The organism is Streptomyces sp. NBC_00102, assembly GCF_026343115.1.
Classification (GTDB): Bacteria; Actinomycetota; Actinomycetes; order Streptomycetales; family Streptomycetaceae; genus Streptomyces.
The window spans coordinates 4988836-5006729 of the sequence record NZ_JAPEMC010000001.1 but is presented as its reverse complement, the minus strand read 5'-3'; the positions used below and the strand labels follow the sequence as shown (position 1 = coordinate 5006729).

Here is a 17894-nt window from a genome sequence, read left to right as displayed (position 1 = left end):
CAGCCCTTAGGATCGGCGGTCAGGTGCCGAGGGACGGTCACGAGGGGGGTGCGCCATGGAGGCGCTGCGTCAGGACGATCCACGCCGCTTCGGCCCGTACACCGTGCTGGCCCGTCACCGCGGGACGGCGAGCGCGGTGAGCTGGGTGGCGCGCGGGGCGGACGCCGGGGATCTGGTGCTGGTCACCGCCGCACGGCCGGAGCTCGCCGCGGTGCCCGCCTTCCGGCGCCGCTTCCTGGCCGAGGTCCGCACCGCCGAACGGCTGGCCGGCGGCTGGGTGCAGCCGCCGCTCGACGTCCCGGGCGACGGTGACAGTCCGGGCGCGGCCTCCGGGCCGGAGCGGCTCTGGACCGCCACCCGTTTCGTCCCCGCGCTGACGCTCGCCGAGGCCATCGCCGTCGCGGGGCCGCTGCCCGAGCGGGCGGTACGGATACTGGGCGCGGGCGTCGCGGAGGTGCTGGCCCGGGTGCACGCCACCGGTTCCGCCCTGCAGGGCCTCTCGCCGGGCACGGTGCTGCTGGCCGCCGACGGCCCCCGGCTGACCGCCTTCGGGCCGCTGGGCGGGGCCGCCGCCGCCGAGGCACTGCCGGGCGGGCAGCTCTCCGTACGGCTCGGCTACCTCACCCCGGAGCAGATCGCCGGCCACGAGGTGGGCGCCGCGTCCGACCTCTTCGTGCTCGGGCTGCTGCTGGCGTACGCGGCGACCGGGGCCACCCCGTTCGCCGAGGGCCCGGCCGAGCGGACGGCGGACCGGATCGCGCGCGGGGAGCCCGGGCTGGACGGCGTACCCGCCGAGTTGCGGGAACTGGTCGCCGGGTGCCTGGCGAAGGATCCGCGAAGCCGCCCGAGTGCCGCGTCCGTCGCCGCGTCGCTGGCGCTGGAGGGTGCGGCGGCGCTCGCCCGGAACGGCTGGCTGCCCGCACCCCTGTCGGCGGCGGTGGCGGACCAGGAGGCCCGGGCGCGGGCGCTGGAGGCCCCGGTGGAGCCCCCGGCCGCCCCTGCGGCCCCGGACGGGGAGACGGCCACCCGGTTCCTCGACACCCGTTCCCGCGAGGGACTGTCGGACCACCCCACCACCCGGCTCGCCGCACTCGGGGCTGCCCCGGCGCAGGACGCCCCGGAGCACTCCCCCGGTCGGGCCCTGGCGACCCGGCAGCCCGCGCCGGCCGCCCTCGCCGTCCCGTCGGCCGCCCCCTCCCCGGGCTCGCTGCTTCCGGCGCGCCGGGCCCTGGCGTCGCCCGCCGGAGGCTCGCTCTCCGGCCAGGCGCCGGCCGCTCCGGCGTACCCGCTGCCGTACTCCGGCACCTCCCTCCCGGGCGGCGGCTCCCTGCCCACCGGCCCGGGAACCCCGCCGGTGCGGCAGGCACCTCCGGGACCGGACCGGACCGCGCTCTTCCCCACCCGCAGGTCGCTGCTGGCCACGGTCGCCGCCGGTGCGCTGGGCCTGCTGGCCGGCGGCATCGCGGTGGGCGCCCTCGGGGACGACGGCACGCCCGCCCCGGTGGCCGACGGCAAACCCGGGCCCAGCAGGGGGCCCGCTCTGCCGGGACAGCCGCCCGCCCTCACCTGGACGTACGCGCACCCGGCGTCCGAGGCGGAGCCGCTGACCGCCGCACTCTGGCAGGACCGACTGCTGGTGCTGACGAGCAAGGTCCAGGCGACCGCGGTCGATCTCCGTACGGGCAAGAAGCTGTGGCAGCGCGCGGACGCCGCCGAGGGTCAGGCGGCGCTCGCCGCCGGGGACAGCCTCGTCTTCGTCGCGGGCCCGACCGCGTTCCTCTGGCTGTCGCCGGAGACCGGCGAGGTGAAGCACCGGGTGCGGTACGCGGACGGGTTCGCCGGCCTGCCCGGACTCCGGGTCGGCACACTGACCGGGCAGTCCGGCTCCGTCGTCTGGTTCTCCGGCGCGCGGACGGTGACCGTGGAGGCCCCGAAGCCGGCCAAGGGCAAGAAGCCGGGCAAGGACAAGCAGGTCGATCAGGCGTACTTCTTCGCGTACGACCTGGTGAGCCGCCAGGAGGTGTGGCGGGTCCAGGTACCGGCGGGCCGGGACCACGCGGGCCCCGAGTACCGGCTGACGGCCGCCCGCCTCAACGACATCGTCGTGCGCCAGGACGCCTCCACCCTCACCCCCGCCGATGTGCACGCGACCAAGGGGAAGGGCACCTTCCGCTGCTTCGACCGGGCGACCGGAAAGCCGCTGTGGGGCCGGCAGTTCGGCGCGGTCCCGGTCCGGGGCGCGGCGGGCGGCGATGAGGAGGGGCGGCTCTTCGCGGCGGTCGGCGGCAACCTGGAGAGCTGGGACACGGAGTCCGGGAAGCGACTGTGGCGGCTCGACGGTACGGCCGCGTCCTCGGAGTTCGGCGTTCCGGTGGAGTCGGGCGACCTGATCGCCACCACCAACCGCAGCCAGGAGGTCGGTCTGGTCGAGCGCGAGACCGGCAAGCTCCTCTGGCTGCGCTCCACCGAGGTACCGGCCGGTGGCTCCGCGCCAGCCCTCGCGGTCACCGCGTCCGGCGACACCGTCCTCGCCTCGGACACCACGCAGGTGACGGCGTTCGACGCGCGGGACGGCCGGCGGCTGTGGAAGTTCCAGGACATCGGGGTGGCGGAGCCCAAGGGCGCCACCGTCACCGGCCCGTACCGGACCCTCACGACCGGACAGACCGCGGTCGTCCTGCGGGGCCGGGCGGTCTACGCGTTCCCGGTGAGCTGACCGGGCGGCGGCCGGCTGGTGGCGGACGGCGGTCGGCGGTCGGCGCTCCGGCCCCCGCCGTACGGGGTGACGCGGGGCGCCACGCCGCGTGGTGCTTGCGCCGCCGGGCACCAAGTGAGCGGATAAATATGATTCGCACACTTTTAGGGGCCCGATCGGCCCGGTCCGGACCCCGTCCGGCGCACGGACCGGCCCCGCACCGTCACCGGAGGTGATGACGTGTCAGGCAGGCTTCTGCGAGCGGTCTGCGCGACGGCGGTCCTGGCCGCCGTCGCCGCCCGCGCCCCGTCCGGCGCCGCCCCGGACCCACGCCCGGCACCCGAGCCCCCCGAGGTCTCCGCGAAGGAGTCCCCCCGGCCGAAGAGGTCCGTCGGCCCGTCCCCCACCCCGTCCCCCACCCCGTCTCCCGCTCCGTCCCCCACCCCGTCCCCCGGCGTGACCGTGGACGCCTCCGAGGCCCTCGCGGGACGTACGCCGTCCGCGACCGCCACGCCCTCCCCCGCGAAGGAGAAGGAGGACGACGCCCCCGCCGGCACCGGGGACCCGTCGGACGTTCCCGATGCCACCCCCTTGTCCGCACCCGACGCCACCCCCGCCCTGCTCACCGAACTCCGGACTCTCTATCGGCAGATGGAGCAGGCGACCGAGAAGTTCAACGCGGCCGACGAGAAGCTGAGGCGGCAGACGGCCGCCACCCGCACGGTGAACGACCGGCTGACGAGGGCCCGTCGCACGCTCGGCAGCGGGCGTGCGGACGCCGGGCGGCTGGCCCGCGAGCAGTACCGGGACCGGTCCGACTTCTCCGCGTACCTCCGGCTGCTGCTGGCGGACGGCCCGTCCGGCGTGTTCGACCAGAGCCATGTGATCGACCGGGCGGCGGCCGGGCGCGCGGCCACCGTCGACCGCCTCACCAAGGCCGAGAAGCGGGCCGGGGTCCTCGCGGCCGCCGCCCGCAAGGCGCTCGCCGAGCAGCGGGCGCTCGCGGCGGAGCAGCGGCGGCGACGCGACTCCGTACGGACGGCGCTGGACGGGGTGGAGGCGCGGCTCGCGGGCCTGACGCCCGCCCAACTCGGCGCGGTCTCGGCCCTGGAGGACGACGAGGTGGACGCGGCCCAGCAGGATCTGGTCGCCTCCGGCGCCCTCGGCTCGACGCGGCCGCCGTCCGGGCAGGGCGCCGAGGCCGTGGCGTACGCGATCGAGCAGATCGGCAAGGAGTACGAGTGGGGGGCCGAGGGGCCGGACACCTTCGACTGCTCCGGGCTCACCATGCGGGCCTGGGAGCATGCCGGGCTGGCCGTCCCCCGGACCTCGCAGGAGCAGTGGGCGGGGCTGCCCCGCGTCCCGGTCTCCTCGCTGCGCCCGGGCGACCTCGTCGTGTACTACCCGGAGGCCACGCACGTGGCGCTGTACATCGGTGACGGCCTGGTGGTGCAGGCGCCGAGGCCGGGCGCGGTGGTGAAGGTGTCGCCGCTGGCGTCGAACCCGCTGCTCGGCGCCGTACGCCCCGACCCGGAGGGCGTACCGCTGACCACGTACGTCCGGCCGGAGTTGCCGGAGGGGGCGTCGGAGGGTTCGGACACGGGGTACGACGCATCGGTCGAGCCGCCCGAACAGTGACGGGGGGCTGCGCGCTCATGCCCGGAAGTGGTGGACCGCCGCCCCGAGCGTGCCGACGCTCAGCCACATCAGCGCGCCCCACAGGGCGATGCCGGCGAGAAGACCCTCGCGCGCGATCCGGGCGAAGAGCGCGGCCGGCACGAGCAGGGACACCCGGGTCATCCGCCGGTAGTGCCGCTTCCACTCCTCCCGCGACATCCGCGCCGCACTCACCGGGGGAGCTTCGTCAGGGTGTACAGCACCCAGGCGTCCGGGTCGCCGACGTACTGGTAGACGGTGACCCGGCCGTCACTGCCGCCCACTTCCCACGGCGTCCAGTCGCACTCCGGGACGGTGACGGCGATCGCCTGCCCCCTGGGCCCCTCGCCGCGGTCGTAGCTCCAGGTGCCCCGGCCGGTGCACCGCTCCATCCCCTCGGTGTCCTCGGCGTCGTAGGCCGGGTCCCCGACGGCCGAGACCACCGCGACGCCGTCGTCCGACAGGGTCAGGGTCCCGCCGTTCCCGTCGGTCCATTCGCCCACCAGGGACGCGCGGCTGACGACCGGTGGGGCGTACGCGTCGACGATGCCGAGGTCGAGGGCCATGACCCCGAGGACGCCGGTGCCGAGCACCGCCAGGGTGCCCCACAGCAGGACACTGCCGAAGAGCCCCTTGCGCGCGATGCGGGTGAAGAGGGCGGCCACGGAGAGCAGCACCGTCGCCGCGCACCATGCGCTCACCGCGTCGATCGGCCCGAGGAAGCCGGTCAGGGCTGCGAGCAGACCCAGCGGCGCGAGCCCGGCCGCGGCGACCGCCGGTACCCACCACCAGATCTCACGCCCGGTGAACCTGCGCCCCAGCGCCTCGCTCAGCCGCACGGTGGGGATCACCAGGAGCAGCGACAGCACGGCTCCGAGGAGGGCGCCCGGTATCGCCAGGAAGGGCATCAGGAACAGCCCCAGGGCGTTGATGTCCGCGTTCGGAGACTCCTGCGTCTGCCCGTGGAGCTCGGTAAGGATGGCGACGGTCACCGCCTCCAGGAACAGCACGAGCATTGAGATCCACATCATGCGGTCGAACGACCGTTCTCTCTCCATGGAGAGCCCCCTCACGACAGGGCGGCGGCACGCCGGACAACGCGGCGAGCGGCGCACCGAAACATCGCGGCACGCCCGATGGGCGGCTGCGGCAGCACTCATCCTGCCAGGGAATTTGAACGTGTTCAATATTGACTGTCGGCTCGTCACGGACAGCCCCCGCCCAAGCGAAAGACACCGCCCACCGGCGAATTGCCGATGGACGGTGCCAGAAGGAGAAGCGGTGCGGGTCAGGCGCCCGCGACGGAGGCCAGGTACGCGTTCGTCTTCTCGGGCTCGAAGAAGAAGTTGTCGAAGTCGGCCGGGTCGTTGAAGCCGTTGGCGAAGCGGTCGGCGACCGGCTGCATCTGGCCGGCGGCGCCGATCAGGTTCAGCACGTGCTCCGGCGGGACGCCGAGCATGGCGTTCGTCCACTTCACGACGTGCTGGGCGGTGTCCCAGTAACGGTCGAAGGTGGCCTGCATCCAGTCGGCGTCGAACGCGCGGTCGCCGTGCTCGATGATCGACTCCAAGTAGGCGTTGGCGCACTTGGAGGCCGAGTTGGAGCCCTGGCCGGTGATGGGGTCGTTGGCCACGACCACGTCGGCCACGCCGAGCACCAGCCCGCCGCCGGGGAGCCGGCCGATCGGGTTGCGGACGGTCGGCGCGTAACGGCCGGAGAGGGTGCCGTTGGCGTCGGTCAGCTCGACCTTGGTGGCGCGGGCGTACTCCCACGGCGTGAACCGCTCCATGAGCTCCAGCGTCTTGGCCAGGTGCTCCGAGGGGTCCTTGATGCCCTGGAAGACGTCGAGCGGACCGCCCGGGACGCCCTCCCAGAACAGGATGTCCGCGCGCCCCGAGGTCGTCAGGGTCGGCATCACGAACAGTTCGCCGACGCCAGGCACCAGGTTGCAGCGGACCGCGTCGAACTCCGGGTGCTCCGGGCGCGGGCCCATGCCGTGGACGTACGAGACCGCCAGCGCCCGCTGCGGGGCGTCGAACGGCGAACGCGAGGCGTCCCGGCCGAACATGGAGACCAGCTCGCCCTTGCCGGCCGAGACCATCACCAGGTCGTACGTACGGGAGAAGTAGTCCAGGTCCGAGACGGCCGCACCGTGGATGACGAGCTGCCCGCCGCGCTGGGCGAAGGTCTCCATCCAGCCGGCCATCTTCACCCGCTGGTCCACCGACTGCGCGAAGCCGTCCAGCTTGCCGACCCAGTCGATGACCCGCGAGGAGTCGGGACCGGCGACCGAGACGCCGAGGCCCTCGATCTTCGGGGCTTGGGTTTCCCAGAAGTTGAGCTGGTAGTCACGCTCGTACTGCAGGGCGGTGTCGAACATGCACTGCGTGGACATGACCCGGCCGGTCCGGATCTCGTCGGCCGTACGGTTCGACATGAGGGTGACTTCGTACCCGCGCGACTGCAGGCCGAGGGCGAGCTGGAGTCCGGACTGGCCGGCTCCGACTATGAGTATCTTCCGCATGGGAAACTTCTCCGTTTACGTGGTGCGTCGATCGGGGGGCGCTTCTCAGACAGGGGTGGCGTCGAGAGCATGCCCCACGAGGGTGAGCAGCGACTCGACGACGGTGATCCTGTTACGCGCGTCCATGATCATCACAGGCACGTGCTGAGGCACACTCAGGGCCTCCCTGACGTCCACCGCTTCGTAGAGGTCGGACCCCTCGAAGTGGTTGACGGCCACGATGTACGGCAGCCCGCAGCTCTCGAAGTAGTCGAGCGCCGGGAAGCAGTCGGAGAGGCGGCGGGTGTCGGCCATGACGATCGCGCCGATGGCGCCGCGCACCAGGTCGTCCCACATGAACCAGAACCGCTGCTGGCCGGGCGTGCCGAAGACGTACAGGACGAGGTCGTCGTCGAGCGTGAGGCGCCCGAAGTCCATGGCCACGGTGGTGGTGGCCTTGTCCGGGGTCGCGGTGAGGTCGTCGGTCTCCTCGCTGGCCCGGGTCATGACCGCTTCGGTCTTCAGCGGGGTGATCTCGGAGACCGCGCTCACGAAGGTCGTCTTGCCCACGCCGAAGCCGCCGGCCACCACGATCTTGGTCGCGGTGGGCGCGCGCGTATGGTCCAGCTGCCACGCCTGAACCGGGTCCTCGACAGGGCGTGCCCGGTCCTTGGCGTCCGGTTGACGCGGGGTGAACAGCGTCGGCTCGGCGGGGGCCGGTGCGGTGGGCGCGGGCTCGGCGAGCGTCGGCGCGGAGAGCTTCGGCTCAGAGACGACGGAGTCCATTGAGCACCCTTTCGAGCAGTGCGCGGTCGGGCTGACCGGCGCCGTGGCCGGTTCCGTACACGCGGATCTTTCCCTGGTCGGCCAGGTCGCTGAGCAGCACCCGGACCACACCGAGCGGCATCTTCAGCAGGGCGGAGATCTCGGCGACCGTACGCATACGGCGGCAGAGTTCGACGATCGCCAGGAGTTCCGGCATGACCCGGGTGTTGAGGTTGCCGTTGGTGAGCTCGCGGCGCTCCTCGGGGGCCTCCAGCGCGGCGACGAAGGTCTCGACGAGCAGCACGTGTCCGAAGCGGGTGCGCCCCCCGGTGAGGGAGTACGGGCGGACCCGTGCGGGCTTCCGTTCGGACCCCCGCACGGGGAGCCTGCGGGCGGGTTCGGCGGCGGACGTCACTGGGAGCTCTCCATCGATTTGCGCAGCTCATTGCGGAGTTCGGGGGTGAGGACATGTCCGGCCCGGCCGACGAAGAGCGCCATGTGGTAGGCGATGACACCCATGTCGCAGTCGGGGGTGGCGTGGACGCCGAGGAGGGAGCCGTCGCTGATCGACATGACGAAGACGCTTCCTTCCTCCATCGCGACCATCGTCTGCTTGACGCCGCCGCCGTCCATCAGCTTCGCGGCCCCCATGGTGAGGGATCCGATGCCGGAGACGATGGTGGCGAGGTCGGCGCTGGAACCCCTCGGGCTCTGCTGGTTCCCGGCGGCCGGAGCGGCCTGGTGACCGGGGTCGGAGGAGAGCAGCATGAGCCCGTCGGACGAGACGACCGTGACCGAGTGGACTCCTGGTACCTCCTCCACCAGATTGCTCAGCAACCAGTGCAGGTTCCGGGCTTCGGTGCTCAGCCCGAGCGTGCTGGGCGCAGTCAACTGCGTGCCTCCTCGACAGTGTCCCCCGTCTCCTGGCCGTCCGGGCGGCCGGCCAGGTCGGTGCGTGCGTCCGGCGCGATCGGTGCGTCGGGCTCCACGCCTTCCGCGATCTCCGCCTCCACGTCCCGGCGGCCCTCACGTGCTCCTCGCTGGAATCCGCCGAGCCGCCGCCGGAGTGCTTCCTTGTCCAGGCTGCCCGTGCGCTCCCCGGAGGGTGCGTCGGCGGGCTTGACCACCCGGGGGGTGCGCTTGGGCAGCCCCTTGTCGGTGACCCGCTCGGGCTGCCGGGGAGCCGGCACGGACTCGGTGGACGCGGCCTCCCTCGTGGGAAGCGGGGCGGGCTCGGGGACCGGCGGGGCCTGGGGGTACGCGTGCTGCGCGTTCCCGGGCAGCGGGAAGGGCCGGGGCTCCGGCGCCTCGTAGGGGTCGTGGGCGGCCGGGGCGGTCGTACCGGCGGTGTCGGCGGGCCGCTCGTGCCGGTCGGGGCCGATGGCGTACGGGTTTCCGGTCGCTTCCGGGGCCGGCGTGGGGGCGGCTTCCGGGGCCGGTGCGGGCGCCGCTTCCGGGGCCGGTGCGGGCGCCGCTTCCGGGGCCGCCTCCGGAACGGGCGGGAGGCGGAACTGCATGGTGGTCTCGGCCGGGGACTCGGCGGGTGCCGGGGACGGGGCGACGGCCGGTTCCCCGGGCGCGGCGGGGACTGCGGCCGGGGCCGCGTCGGCGCCGGCGTCCCGGATGGTCCGCTCGGCGGCGGCGATCAGCGGGTCGCCGGCGGGGAGCGCCGGCGAACGTCCCTGCAGCGTGTTGGAGTTCGCCTCGGCGACCGAACCCGGGAGGTTCAGCGCCGGCGCGCCGCCCGGTACGTTCACCGGCGGCGGCGAGGCAGCGGGCGGGGCCTTCGGCAGCAGGGCCTGCGGCAGCACGACGACCGCCGTCACACCGCCGCCGGTCTTCTGCGGCTGCAGCCGCACCTGTACACCGTGGCGCGCGGCCAGCAGCGCGGAGACCTGGAGGCCGAGTCCGGCGCCGTCGTCTCCGGGCTCCCCGGTCCGGAAGGACGCCGGGTCGGCGAGGCGGAGGTTGACCTCCTCCATCCGTGCGGCCGACATCCCGATGCCCTCGTCCTGCACGGAGAGCATCACCTCGCCGGTCTCCAGCAGCCAGCCGGAGAGCTCGACCCGCGAGTCCGGCGGGGAGAACGCGGTCGCGTTCTCCAGGAGTTCGGCGACCAGGTGGCTCAGGTCGTCCGCGGCGAACCCGGCGACCTGGGCGTACGGCGGCAGGGACTGGATCGTGACGCGTTCGTACCGCTCGATCTCACTGACGGCGGCGCGGGCCACGTCGACCAGCGGAATCGGCCCGGCGTGTCCCTGGCCGTGGTCGGCGCCCGCGAGGACCAGCATGTTCTCGCCGTGGCGGCGCATCACGGTGGCGAGGTGGTCGAGCTTGAAGAGGGTGGCCAGCCGCTCGGGGTCCTGCTCCCGCTCCTCCAGGTTCTCGATCACACCCAACTGGCGCTCGACGAGCCCGAGGCTGCGCAGCGAGAGGTTGACGAAGGTGTGGTGCACGGTGGTGCGCAGCCGCTGGAGTTCGGCGGTGAGGTCGGCGACCTGGACCTGGAGTTCGGCGCGCTGGAGGCTGAGGGCCTCGCGGCCGGCGATCAGTTCGGCGTGCTCCGCGCGGAGTCCGCCGGTCTGCCCGGCGAACTCGCCGTGCAGGGCGAGCAGTCGTTCGTGCAGCGCGTTGATCGAGCGGACGACCTGGGCGAACTCGTCGTTGCGGCCCCGGTAGGCGATCGCTTCGGCCGACTCGGGTTCGGCGGCCAGCCGGGCGGAGCCGATGCGCAGGACGGCGAGCGGCTGGGTGAGGGTGCGGGCGACCGCGGTGGAGACCCCGACCGCGATGAGGAAGCAGCCGCCGAGCAGGGCGAGGGAGAGTTCGAGCCCGGTGACGTCGTCGTCGCGGAGCTTCTCCAGCCGCTGCACCTGGGCGGTGCCGAGCGCCGATTCCACGCCGCGCATCCGGTCGATGCGCGCGGAGAGGGCGGCCGACAGCTTCTTGGAGCTGGTCTCCCGGTCGGCGTCGGAGAGTTCGGGGCTGTCGGTCAGGGCGGCGAGGTACTTGTCGGCGCTGTTGACCTCGGGTCCGGTGACGGTGGAGGAGAGCTTGTCGCGGGCGCCGGCGCCCGCCGCCTGGTCGAAGTCGGCCAGGGCGGCGAGTTCACGGACCCGGGCCTGCTGGGCGGCGGCGCTCAGCTCGTCCCGGGCCCGGTCGTCGGCCGACTTCTCGTCGTCGCCGCTCGTCACGGGGAGCCCGGTGTAGGGGTCGTACTCCTGGACGGGCTCCGGGCTGGGCACGGCGAGGGCCGCGAGCAGCAGTCCCCGGGTGGCGGAGGCCTGTTCGACGGCGGTGGAGAGGGCCAGCGGCGCGCGCGTGGCCGCGGCCGCGCGCGGTGGGGTGCTCTCGGCGAGGTCGGCGGCGAGGTCGTGGAGCTTGGCGATGACCTCGGAGTACGCCTGATGGGTGGCGAGGGCCGAACCCTTGCCGCCGACCGCGTCGCGGCGCAGCGACGGGACGGTGGAGAGGTCCCGTCGGAGCGTGGCGGGGGCGGCCTCGCGGATCTCGTCGATCTGCTGGTCGACCCGGGCGCTGAGGCTGTCGGCGCCCGGCTTGGCGCCGTCGTCGCCGTCACCGTCCTTGCCGCCGTAGGTCTTACGGCCGCCCGCGATGTACGCGGTGATCGCGTCCCGTTCGTCGGCGAGCGAGTGCGCGAGCGTGATGGCCTGCTGGTCGAGTTCGGCCAGGGTCACGAGGTTCTGCGACTCGTTGAGGTCGGAGGAGGCACCGAGGGCCGCCGGGGCGCCCGCCGCTATGACGGTGATCCCGACGACGGCGACGCCCGCCACGAGCCGGCTGCGTACGCGCGCCCTGCGCTTGTCGCCGCCCGCCACCGGAGCGGTCGCCCCGGAAACGTCCTGCGTGCCGACCTTGCCCCGCGGCCGCTTCTTCTGCACCGGTGCTCGCATTCTTGACTCGTCCACCCATGAAGCAGAGGTGACGCAACGTCACATGCACGCATTCCCCCACTCCTGGTCCGGCTTCTGACCATTCCAGCCCTTTTGGGAGGGGGGCGCACAACGACTGCTCCGCCACTCGAACGAGTGAACATCACTCGTGAGCGGGCGAACAAGTCTCCCCTGTGCGGCCACGCCCCATGCGTCGCACGCCGGGTGGACCTTCCGCGCGCGCTTTGGCAGGATGCCCGCCCGCACCGCGCCGATGCCCTCGGCGCCGCCCCGCGGGCCGGTCTGACCTGCTGGTACGCACCGACGTTCGCAGCATGCAGACGATGTGAAGGCGTCGTGCAGACTGGTTGCCATGCGCATCGAACTCGCCGGTACGCCCGGCAGCCCCGAACGCCCCGACGAAGACTGGGTCATGGCCGCCCTCCCCGCGTCCGGCCAGGGTGGGTGCCTGGTCCTGCTGGACGGAGTGACTCCCCCTCCCGGCGACGACGGTTGTGTGCACTCGGTGCCCTGGTTCACCTCGCGGCTGGGCGGAGCGCTGGCCGAACTGTCCGCTTCACGCCCGGATCTGACCTTGCGGGAGATCCTGGCGGAGTCGATCCGGCGCACCGCGGACGCCCATCGCATCTCCTGTGACCTTTCTCACGTAAGGACGCCTCAGGCAACCGTCGTCATGGCCCGCTGGGACGAGGCGGCGGTCGAGTACCTGGTGCTCTCCGATTCGGTGCTGCTGCTGGAGTCCCCGGACGGGAGCGTACGCGCGGTGGTCGACGACCGGCTCGACCGACTTCCGCCGGGAACCCTCTCGTCCACGGAGCTGACGGACACCCTGGCCCGCAACATGGAGGGCGGATTCTTCACCGCCGCCGCCGATCCGGCCGTCGCGTCACGTGCGGTGACGGGTGGTCTGCCGCTCGGCGAGGTGCGGGCGATGGCCGCCCTGACGGACGGGGCGAGCCGCTGGACCGAGATGTTCCGGGAGGGGGACTGGAAGGCCCTGTTCGGGCTGCTGCGCTCGGCGGGTCCCCAGCGCCTCATCGACCGGGTACGGGAACGGGAGCGGGCCGACACGGACCGGGTCCACCTGGGCCGCGGCAAGCGGCACGACGACGCCACGGTGGCGCTGGTGGAGCTCTGAGCCCCTGAGCCCGCCCCCTCGCGCCCCGGCCCGCCGTCACCCCTCGGCGCGCTCGTTGAACTGGTGCAGCAGCCGGGCGAGTTCCGCGACCTCGGCGCGGTCCCAGTCGGCGAGCTTGCGGACGTAGCGGGCCCGCCGGGCGTCGCGGACGTGGCGGAACCGGGCGAGACCCTCCTCGGTGAGGTGGACGAGCGAGGCGCGGCCGTCCTCGGGATCCGGCTCACGGTTCACCAGACCGAGATCCTCCAGGGCGCGGAGTTGACGGCTCATGGTGGCCTTGCCGACGCCGAACCAGGCCGCCAGCTCGGTGGCCCGCTGCCGGCCCGCGGATTCCAGGCGGACGAGCAAGCCGTAGGCGGCGGACTCCAGTTCGGGGTGGACCTCGCGCGCCATCTCACCGGAGGTGGCGCGCGCCCGCCGCAGGATCACGGCCAGTTCGTGCTCCAGGGCGAGGAACTCCTGGTCCGCCGGAACCCCGGCGGCGGTGTCGGGACCGGTCCGGCTGTCGCTCTCCTCCACCACGGCACCCCTCATGCGTTTTCCACCTCTGAAACTTCTCCCCGCCGCGGGGCTTTTCCGCAGCTGGGCCAGTATTTCGCAGGAGTAGACCACAGGCGGGTCCCGGGCCCTCTTCCGGAGGGCGGGTCAACGCGCGTAGCGTCATCGCTGGGCGTGTTCGTGACAAGGCGCGCCCACCGGGGTCCGGCCCCTCCCGTACCCCGGTTTCGCGGTTCCTCCCACCGTCCCCCACCGAACCACGGAGGCACACCCATGTCCGAGCACAGATCCCGTTCCCGCACGGCTCGTCTGCTCGCTCCGGCCGGCGCCCTGCTCGCCGCACTCCCCCTTCTCCTCTCCCTGCCCGGCACCGCCTCGGCGGCCGACGTCCCGGCCCGGGGCACGGCCTCGCTCGGCATGGGCGTCGTCGCCCACGACGGCCGGGGCTCGCTGCCGGTCGGCACGAGCGCGACCCAGACCGAGGGCGTCGACGTCAGCAGCCACCAGGGCAACGTCGCCTGGTCGACGCTGTGGAGCGCCGGCGTGAAGTGGGCGTACGTGAAGGCGACCGAGGGGACGTACTACAAGAACACCTCGTTCTCGCAGCAGTACACGGGTTCGTACAACGTCGGGATGATCCGCGGTTCGTACCACTTCGCCACCCCGGACACGACCTCCGGGGCCGTGCAGGCGAACTACTTCGCCGACAACGGCGGCGGCTGGTCCAGGGACGGCCGGACCCTCCCGGGCGTGCTGGACATCGAGTGGAACCCGTACGGGGACCAGTGCTACGGCAAGACGCAGGCCGCGATGGTCTCCTGGATACGCGACTTCGTGAACACGTACAAGGCGCGCACCGGACGGGACGCGGTGATCTACACGGCCACCAGCTGGTGGACGACCTGCACCGGCAACAACGCGGGCTTCGGCGCGACCAACCCGCTCTGGGTGGCCCGCTACAACACCACGGTCGGCGAACTCCCGGCCGGCTGGGACTACTACACGATCTGGCAGTACACCTCGACCGGTACGACGGTCGGGGACCACAACAAGTTCAACGGCGCGCTGGACCGCGTACAGGCCCTGGCGAACGGCTGACACGACCTCGCGTTCCGCACCCCTGAACAGCCCGTGGCCCCGGTGACGACCGTCCGTCGCCGGGGCCGCGGCGTTCCGCCGGGCACCCGCCCCCCCCACTATGCACCCAATGTATACGCGGTATGTATAGTCCGGGCTGCCGTACCGGACGTACGGCTGTACCGCGCCGTGCCGACCGATGGATGGAGCCGCCTTGCCCAGAAGGATGCCCAAGACGCGCAGCTGGTTGACCCCCGCCCTGGTGACCGCGCTCACACTCGCTCTGGGCGGCTGTTCCATGGCCACCACCGCACCCGCCTCGGCCCGCAAGGAGGCGGGCTCCGACGCGAAGGGCGAACTCGGCCCGGTGGACTGCCGCGTCGCGAAGTGCATCGCCCTGACCTTCGACGCGGGGCCCGGCGCGGACACCCCGCACCTGCTGGACGTGCTCAAGGAGAAGAAGGTGCACGCGACTTTCTTCCTGCTGGGCAAGAACCACGTCCTCAAGCACCCCGACACCGTGCGGCGCATCGCGGACGAGGGCCACGAGGTGGCCAACCACACTTGGTCGCACGAGATCCTGACGGACAAGAAGCCCGACGAGATACGGGCCGAGCTGGAGAAGACGCAGGACGCCATAGCGAAGATCACCGGGAAGAAGCCCCGGCTGATGCGCCCGCCCCAGGGACGTACCGACGACACGGTCTCGGAGATCTGCAAGGATCTGGGGCTCTCCCAGATCCTGTGGAGCGCGACGGCCAAGGACTACTCGACCACCGACTCGGCGCTGATCGAGAAGCGCATCCTGGACCAGGCGAGCAGGGACGGCATCATCCTGCTCCACGACATATACAAGGGGTCCGTGCCCGCCGTACCGGGGATCATCGACGCCCTGCGGGCACGCGGCTACACCTTCGTGACCGTCCCCGAACTGATGGCCCCGGCCGAGCCCGTACCGGGCACGATCTACCGCCCCTGATCCGGGGAACGGCTCCCCCGGGTCGCGAGCGCGGGAACGGCCCGCCTCCCCGGAGTCTCCGGGGCGGCGGGCCGTCCGTGCCGGTCACGCGCGCGGCGGCACGTCCGTCACGCCGTGCCGCTCACGCCGCGGCCGGAACCTTCTCCCGCACAGCGGCGCCGGCCGGGGCGAGGGCGATCTCCAGCACCTGGCGGACATCCGTCACCGGGTGGACCTCCAGCTTCTCCAGGACCTCGGCGGGGACGTCGTCCAGATCCGCTTCGTTCCGCTTGGGGATCACCACGGTGGTGATCCCGGCCCGGTGCGCCGCCAGCAGCTTCTGCTTCAGGCCGCCGATCGGCAGCACCCGACCGGTCAGCGAGACCTCACCGGTCATCGCCACGTCCGTACGGACCAGCCGTCCGGAGAGCAGCGAGGCCAGCGCCGTCGTCATGGTGATGCCGGCGCTCGGGCCGTCCTTCGGGACCGCGCCCGCAGGGAAGTGGATGTGGGTGCCCCGGTCCTTGAGATCGGCGACCGGCAGCTCCAGCTCCGCACCGTGCGACCGCAGGAAACTCAGCGCGATCTGCGCGGACTCCTTCATCACGTCGCCGAGCTGACCGGTCAGGGTCAGTCCGGACGCCCCGGTCTCCGGGTCGGCCAGCGAGGCTTCGACGAAAAGCACGTCGCCGCCCGCACCGGTGACGGCGAGGCCGGTGGCCACGCCCGGTACGGCGGTACGGCGCTCCGCCGGGTCCTGCGCGGACTCGGGCACGTGGTGCGGCCGACCGATCAGGCCCCGCAGATCGGCGTCGGTGACCGCGAACGGCAGCTCCCGGTCGCCCAGTTCGTGCTGGGCCGCGACCTTCCGCAGCAGCCGGGCGACGGCCCGCTCCAGGTTCCGTACGCCCGCCTCACGGGTGTACTCGCCGGCCAGCTTGCGCAGCGCCGATTCCTCCAGCACGACCTCGTCCTGCTCCAGACCCGCCCGCTCCAGCTGGCGCGGGAGCAGGTGGTCGCGGGCGATGACGACCTTCTCGTCCTCGGTGTACCCGTCGAGCCTGACCAGCTCCATGCGGTCGAGCAATGCCTCCGGGATGGCCTCCAGGACGTTGGCGGTGGCGAGGAAGACCACGTCGCTGAGGTCGAGTTCGACCTCCAGGTAGTGGTCGCGGAAGGTGTGGTTCTGCGCCGGGTCCAGCACTTCGAGCAGGGCGGCGGCCGGGTCGCCCCGGAAGTCCGAGCCGACCTTGTCGATCTCGTCGAGCAGCACGACCGGGTTCATCGAGCCGGCCTCCTTGATCGCCCGGACGATGCGCCCCGGCAGCGCGCCGACGTACGTACGCCGGTGGCCCCGGATCTCCGCCTCGTCCCGGACACCGCCGAGCGCCACCCGGACGAACTCGCGGCCCATGGCGTGCGCGACGGACTCACCGAGCGAGGTCTTTCCGACGCCGGGCGGGCCGACGAGCGCCAGCACCGCGCCGCCGCGCCGCCCGCCGACGACGCCGAGGCCCCGGTCGGCCCGCCGCTTGCGGACCGCGAGGTACTCGGTGATGCGCTCCTTCACGTCATCGAGCCCGGCGTGCTCGGCGTCGAGGATCGCCCGCGCGCCCCGGATGTCGTACGCGTCCTCGGTCCGCTCGTTCCAGGGCAGCTCCAGGACGGTGTCCAGCCAGGTCCTGATCCAGGCCCCCTCGGGGCTCTGGTCCGAGGAGCGCTCCAGCTTCTCGACCTCCTTGAGCGCCGCCTCCCGGACGTGCTCGGGCAGGTCGGCCGCCTCCACACGGGCCCGGTAGTCGTCGGACTCGTCCCCCGGGTCGCCGTTGAGCTCGGACAGCTCCTTGCGTACGGCGTCGAGCTGGCGCCGCAGCAGGAACTCGCGCTGCTGCTTGTCGACGCCCTCCTGGACGTCCTTGGCGATGGACTCGGCCACGTCCTGCTCGGCGAGGTGCTCACCGAGCCACTGCACGGCTAGCCTCAGCCGGGCGACCGGGTCCGTGGTCTCCAGCAGCTCCACCTTCTGCGCGGTGGTCAGGAAGGGCGAGTACCCGGAGTTGTCGGCGAGCGCGGAAACGCCCTCGATCTGCTGCACCCGGTCGACGACCTGCCAGGCCCCCCGCTTCTTCAGCCAGCTGGTCGCGAGCGCCTTGTACTCCTTGACCAGCTCGGCGACCGCGCCCGGCAGCGGGTCGGGCACGTTCTCGTCGATCCGGGTCGCCTCGACCCAGAGGGCCCGCCCGGGACCGGTGGTACCGGTGCCGATGCGTACCCGCGAGCGCGCCCGCACGATCGCCCCGGGGTCCCCGTCGGAGAGCCGCCCGATCTGCTCGACCGTACCGAGGACACCGGTCCCCGTGTAGGTGCCGTCGATGCGCGGAACAAGAAGCACCTCGGGTTTGCTGCCCTCACCGGCGGCAACCTGCGCGGCCTCCACGGCGGCGCGGGCCTCGCTGTCGGAAAGATCGAGCGGAACCACCATGCCCGGCAGCACGACTTCGTCGTCGAGCGCCAGCACGGGCAGGTCGAACGGGGTGGACGCCTTGGTGTCGGTAGCCATGATCTTCCCTTCGGCAGTCAAGTTGAGCTATGCACGCTCAATGCTTGTGAGCCGAGGAATGTTCCCCGGGGGGTGTTCGCTGTGAGCGATCGGGGGGTGACCGGCCCATGGAGGCAAGTTCCGGGCGTTC

At 72.8% G+C, this 17894-nt stretch carries 14 protein-coding genes; 5 read left to right on the top strand and 9 right to left on the bottom strand.

Translation table 11 applies throughout. The annotated features are described in order from the left end of the window. Window positions 1-55: 55 nt before the first annotated feature. Window positions 56-2716, top strand: coding sequence for a PQQ-binding-like beta-propeller repeat protein (locus OHA55_RS22495; RefSeq protein ID WP_266709080.1), 2661 nt, complete (start codon window positions 56-58; stop codon window positions 2714-2716). Window positions 2717-2935: 219 nt separating this feature from the next. Further along, complete coding sequence (locus tag OHA55_RS22490) at window positions 2936-4333, top strand: C40 family peptidase (RefSeq protein ID WP_266709078.1); 1398 nt, start codon at window positions 2936-2938, stop codon at window positions 4331-4333. A 15-nt stretch (window positions 4334-4348) separates the two neighbouring features. On the opposite strand, the gene OHA55_RS22485 is transcribed toward OHA55_RS22490, so the two are convergent. The 7 genes from OHA55_RS22485 to OHA55_RS22455 form a co-directional block, all read right to left on the bottom strand. After that, window positions 4349-4546, bottom strand: a complete 198-nt coding sequence (locus OHA55_RS22485) for a hypothetical protein (RefSeq protein WP_266709076.1) — start codon at window positions 4544-4546, stop codon at window positions 4349-4351. Next, window positions 4543-5409 carry a hypothetical protein gene (locus OHA55_RS22480; RefSeq protein WP_266709074.1) on the bottom strand — a complete coding sequence of 289 codons (867 nt, stop codon included), beginning with the start codon at window positions 5407-5409 and terminating at the stop codon, window positions 4543-4545. Before OHA55_RS22480 ends, OHA55_RS22485 begins: the two co-directional genes overlap by 4 nt. Before the next feature lie 230 nt (window positions 5410-5639). Next, window positions 5640-6875 carry a styrene monooxygenase/indole monooxygenase family protein gene (locus OHA55_RS22475; RefSeq protein WP_266709072.1) on the bottom strand — a complete coding sequence of 412 codons (1236 nt, stop codon included), beginning with the start codon at window positions 6873-6875 and terminating at the stop codon, window positions 5640-5642. 45 nt (window positions 6876-6920) lie between these two features. After that, window positions 6921-7640: an ATP/GTP-binding protein gene (locus OHA55_RS22470; protein WP_266709070.1), complete on the bottom strand. Its 720-nt coding sequence runs from the start codon at window positions 7638-7640 to the stop codon at window positions 6921-6923. After that, window positions 7621-8034, bottom strand: coding sequence for a DUF742 domain-containing protein (locus OHA55_RS22465; protein ID WP_266709068.1), 414 nt, complete (start codon window positions 8032-8034; stop codon window positions 7621-7623). The genes OHA55_RS22470 and OHA55_RS22465 overlap by 20 nt, the downstream gene beginning before the upstream one ends. Beyond that, window positions 8031-8510 carry a roadblock/LC7 domain-containing protein gene (locus OHA55_RS22460; protein ID WP_266709066.1) on the bottom strand — a complete coding sequence of 160 codons (480 nt, stop codon included), beginning with the start codon at window positions 8508-8510 and terminating at the stop codon, window positions 8031-8033. The genes OHA55_RS22465 and OHA55_RS22460 overlap by 4 nt, the downstream gene beginning before the upstream one ends. Beyond that, window positions 8507-11521, bottom strand: coding sequence for a nitrate- and nitrite sensing domain-containing protein (locus tag OHA55_RS22455; protein ID WP_266711059.1), 3015 nt, complete (start codon window positions 11519-11521; stop codon window positions 8507-8509). Before OHA55_RS22455 ends, OHA55_RS22460 begins: the two co-directional genes overlap by 4 nt. A gap of 364 nt (window positions 11522-11885) precedes the next feature. Between OHA55_RS22455 and OHA55_RS22450 the strand changes: the two genes are divergently transcribed. After that, window positions 11886-12671: a protein phosphatase 2C domain-containing protein gene (locus OHA55_RS22450; protein ID WP_266709064.1), complete on the top strand. Its 786-nt coding sequence runs from the start codon at window positions 11886-11888 to the stop codon at window positions 12669-12671. A gap of 36 nt (window positions 12672-12707) precedes the next feature. Here OHA55_RS22450 and OHA55_RS22445 read toward each other — a convergent pair whose 3' ends face one another. Beyond that, entirely contained in the window at window positions 12708-13205 is a 498-nt protein-coding gene (locus OHA55_RS22445; RefSeq protein ID WP_266709062.1) for a MarR family winged helix-turn-helix transcriptional regulator, read from the bottom strand. A 237-nt stretch (window positions 13206-13442) separates the two neighbouring features. On the opposite strand from OHA55_RS22445, the gene OHA55_RS22440 reads away from it, so the two are divergent. Continuing rightward, window positions 13443-14267, top strand: a complete 825-nt coding sequence (locus OHA55_RS22440) for a lysozyme (RefSeq protein ID WP_266709060.1) — start codon at window positions 13443-13445, stop codon at window positions 14265-14267. Between the two features lie 205 nt (window positions 14268-14472). After that, on the top strand, window positions 14473-15225 hold the full coding sequence (locus tag OHA55_RS22435) for a polysaccharide deacetylase family protein (RefSeq protein WP_266709058.1): 753 nt from the start codon (window positions 14473-14475) through the stop codon (window positions 15223-15225). 121 nt (window positions 15226-15346) lie between these two features. On the opposite strand, the gene lon is transcribed toward OHA55_RS22435, so the two are convergent. Further along, window positions 15347-17764 (bottom strand): endopeptidase La, encoded by a 2418-nt coding sequence (gene lon / locus OHA55_RS22430; RefSeq protein ID WP_266709056.1) that lies wholly within the window; start codon window positions 17762-17764, stop codon window positions 15347-15349. Window positions 17765-17894: the final 130 nt, after the last annotated feature.

Bases quoted from the DNA above. Each gene is read 5' to 3' on its own strand.
- OHA55_RS22495 (WP_266709080.1), top strand. From the start codon at position 56: ATGGAGGCGCTGCGTCAGGACGATCCACGCCGCTTCGGCCCGTACACC.
- OHA55_RS22480 (WP_266709074.1), bottom strand. From the start codon at position 5,409: ATGGAGAGAGAACGGTCGTTCGACCGCATGATGTGGATCTCAATGCTC.
- OHA55_RS22475 (WP_266709072.1), bottom strand. From the start codon at position 6,875: ATGCGGAAGATACTCATAGTCGGAGCCGGCCAGTCCGGACTCCAGCTC.
- OHA55_RS22470 (WP_266709070.1), bottom strand. From the start codon at position 7,640: ATGGACTCCGTCGTCTCTGAGCCGAAGCTCTCCGCGCCGACGCTCGCC.
- OHA55_RS22450 (WP_266709064.1), top strand. From the start codon at position 11,886: ATGCGCATCGAACTCGCCGGTACGCCCGGCAGCCCCGAACGCCCCGAC.
- OHA55_RS22445 (WP_266709062.1), bottom strand. From the start codon at position 13,205: ATGAGGGGTGCCGTGGTGGAGGAGAGCGACAGCCGGACCGGTCCCGAC.
- OHA55_RS22440 (WP_266709060.1), top strand. From the start codon at position 13,443: ATGTCCGAGCACAGATCCCGTTCCCGCACGGCTCGTCTGCTCGCTCCG.
- OHA55_RS22435 (WP_266709058.1), top strand. From the start codon at position 14,473: ATGCCCAAGACGCGCAGCTGGTTGACCCCCGCCCTGGTGACCGCGCTC.
- lon (WP_266709056.1), bottom strand. From the start codon at position 17,764: ATGGCTACCGACACCAAGGCGTCCACCCCGTTCGACCTGCCCGTGCTG.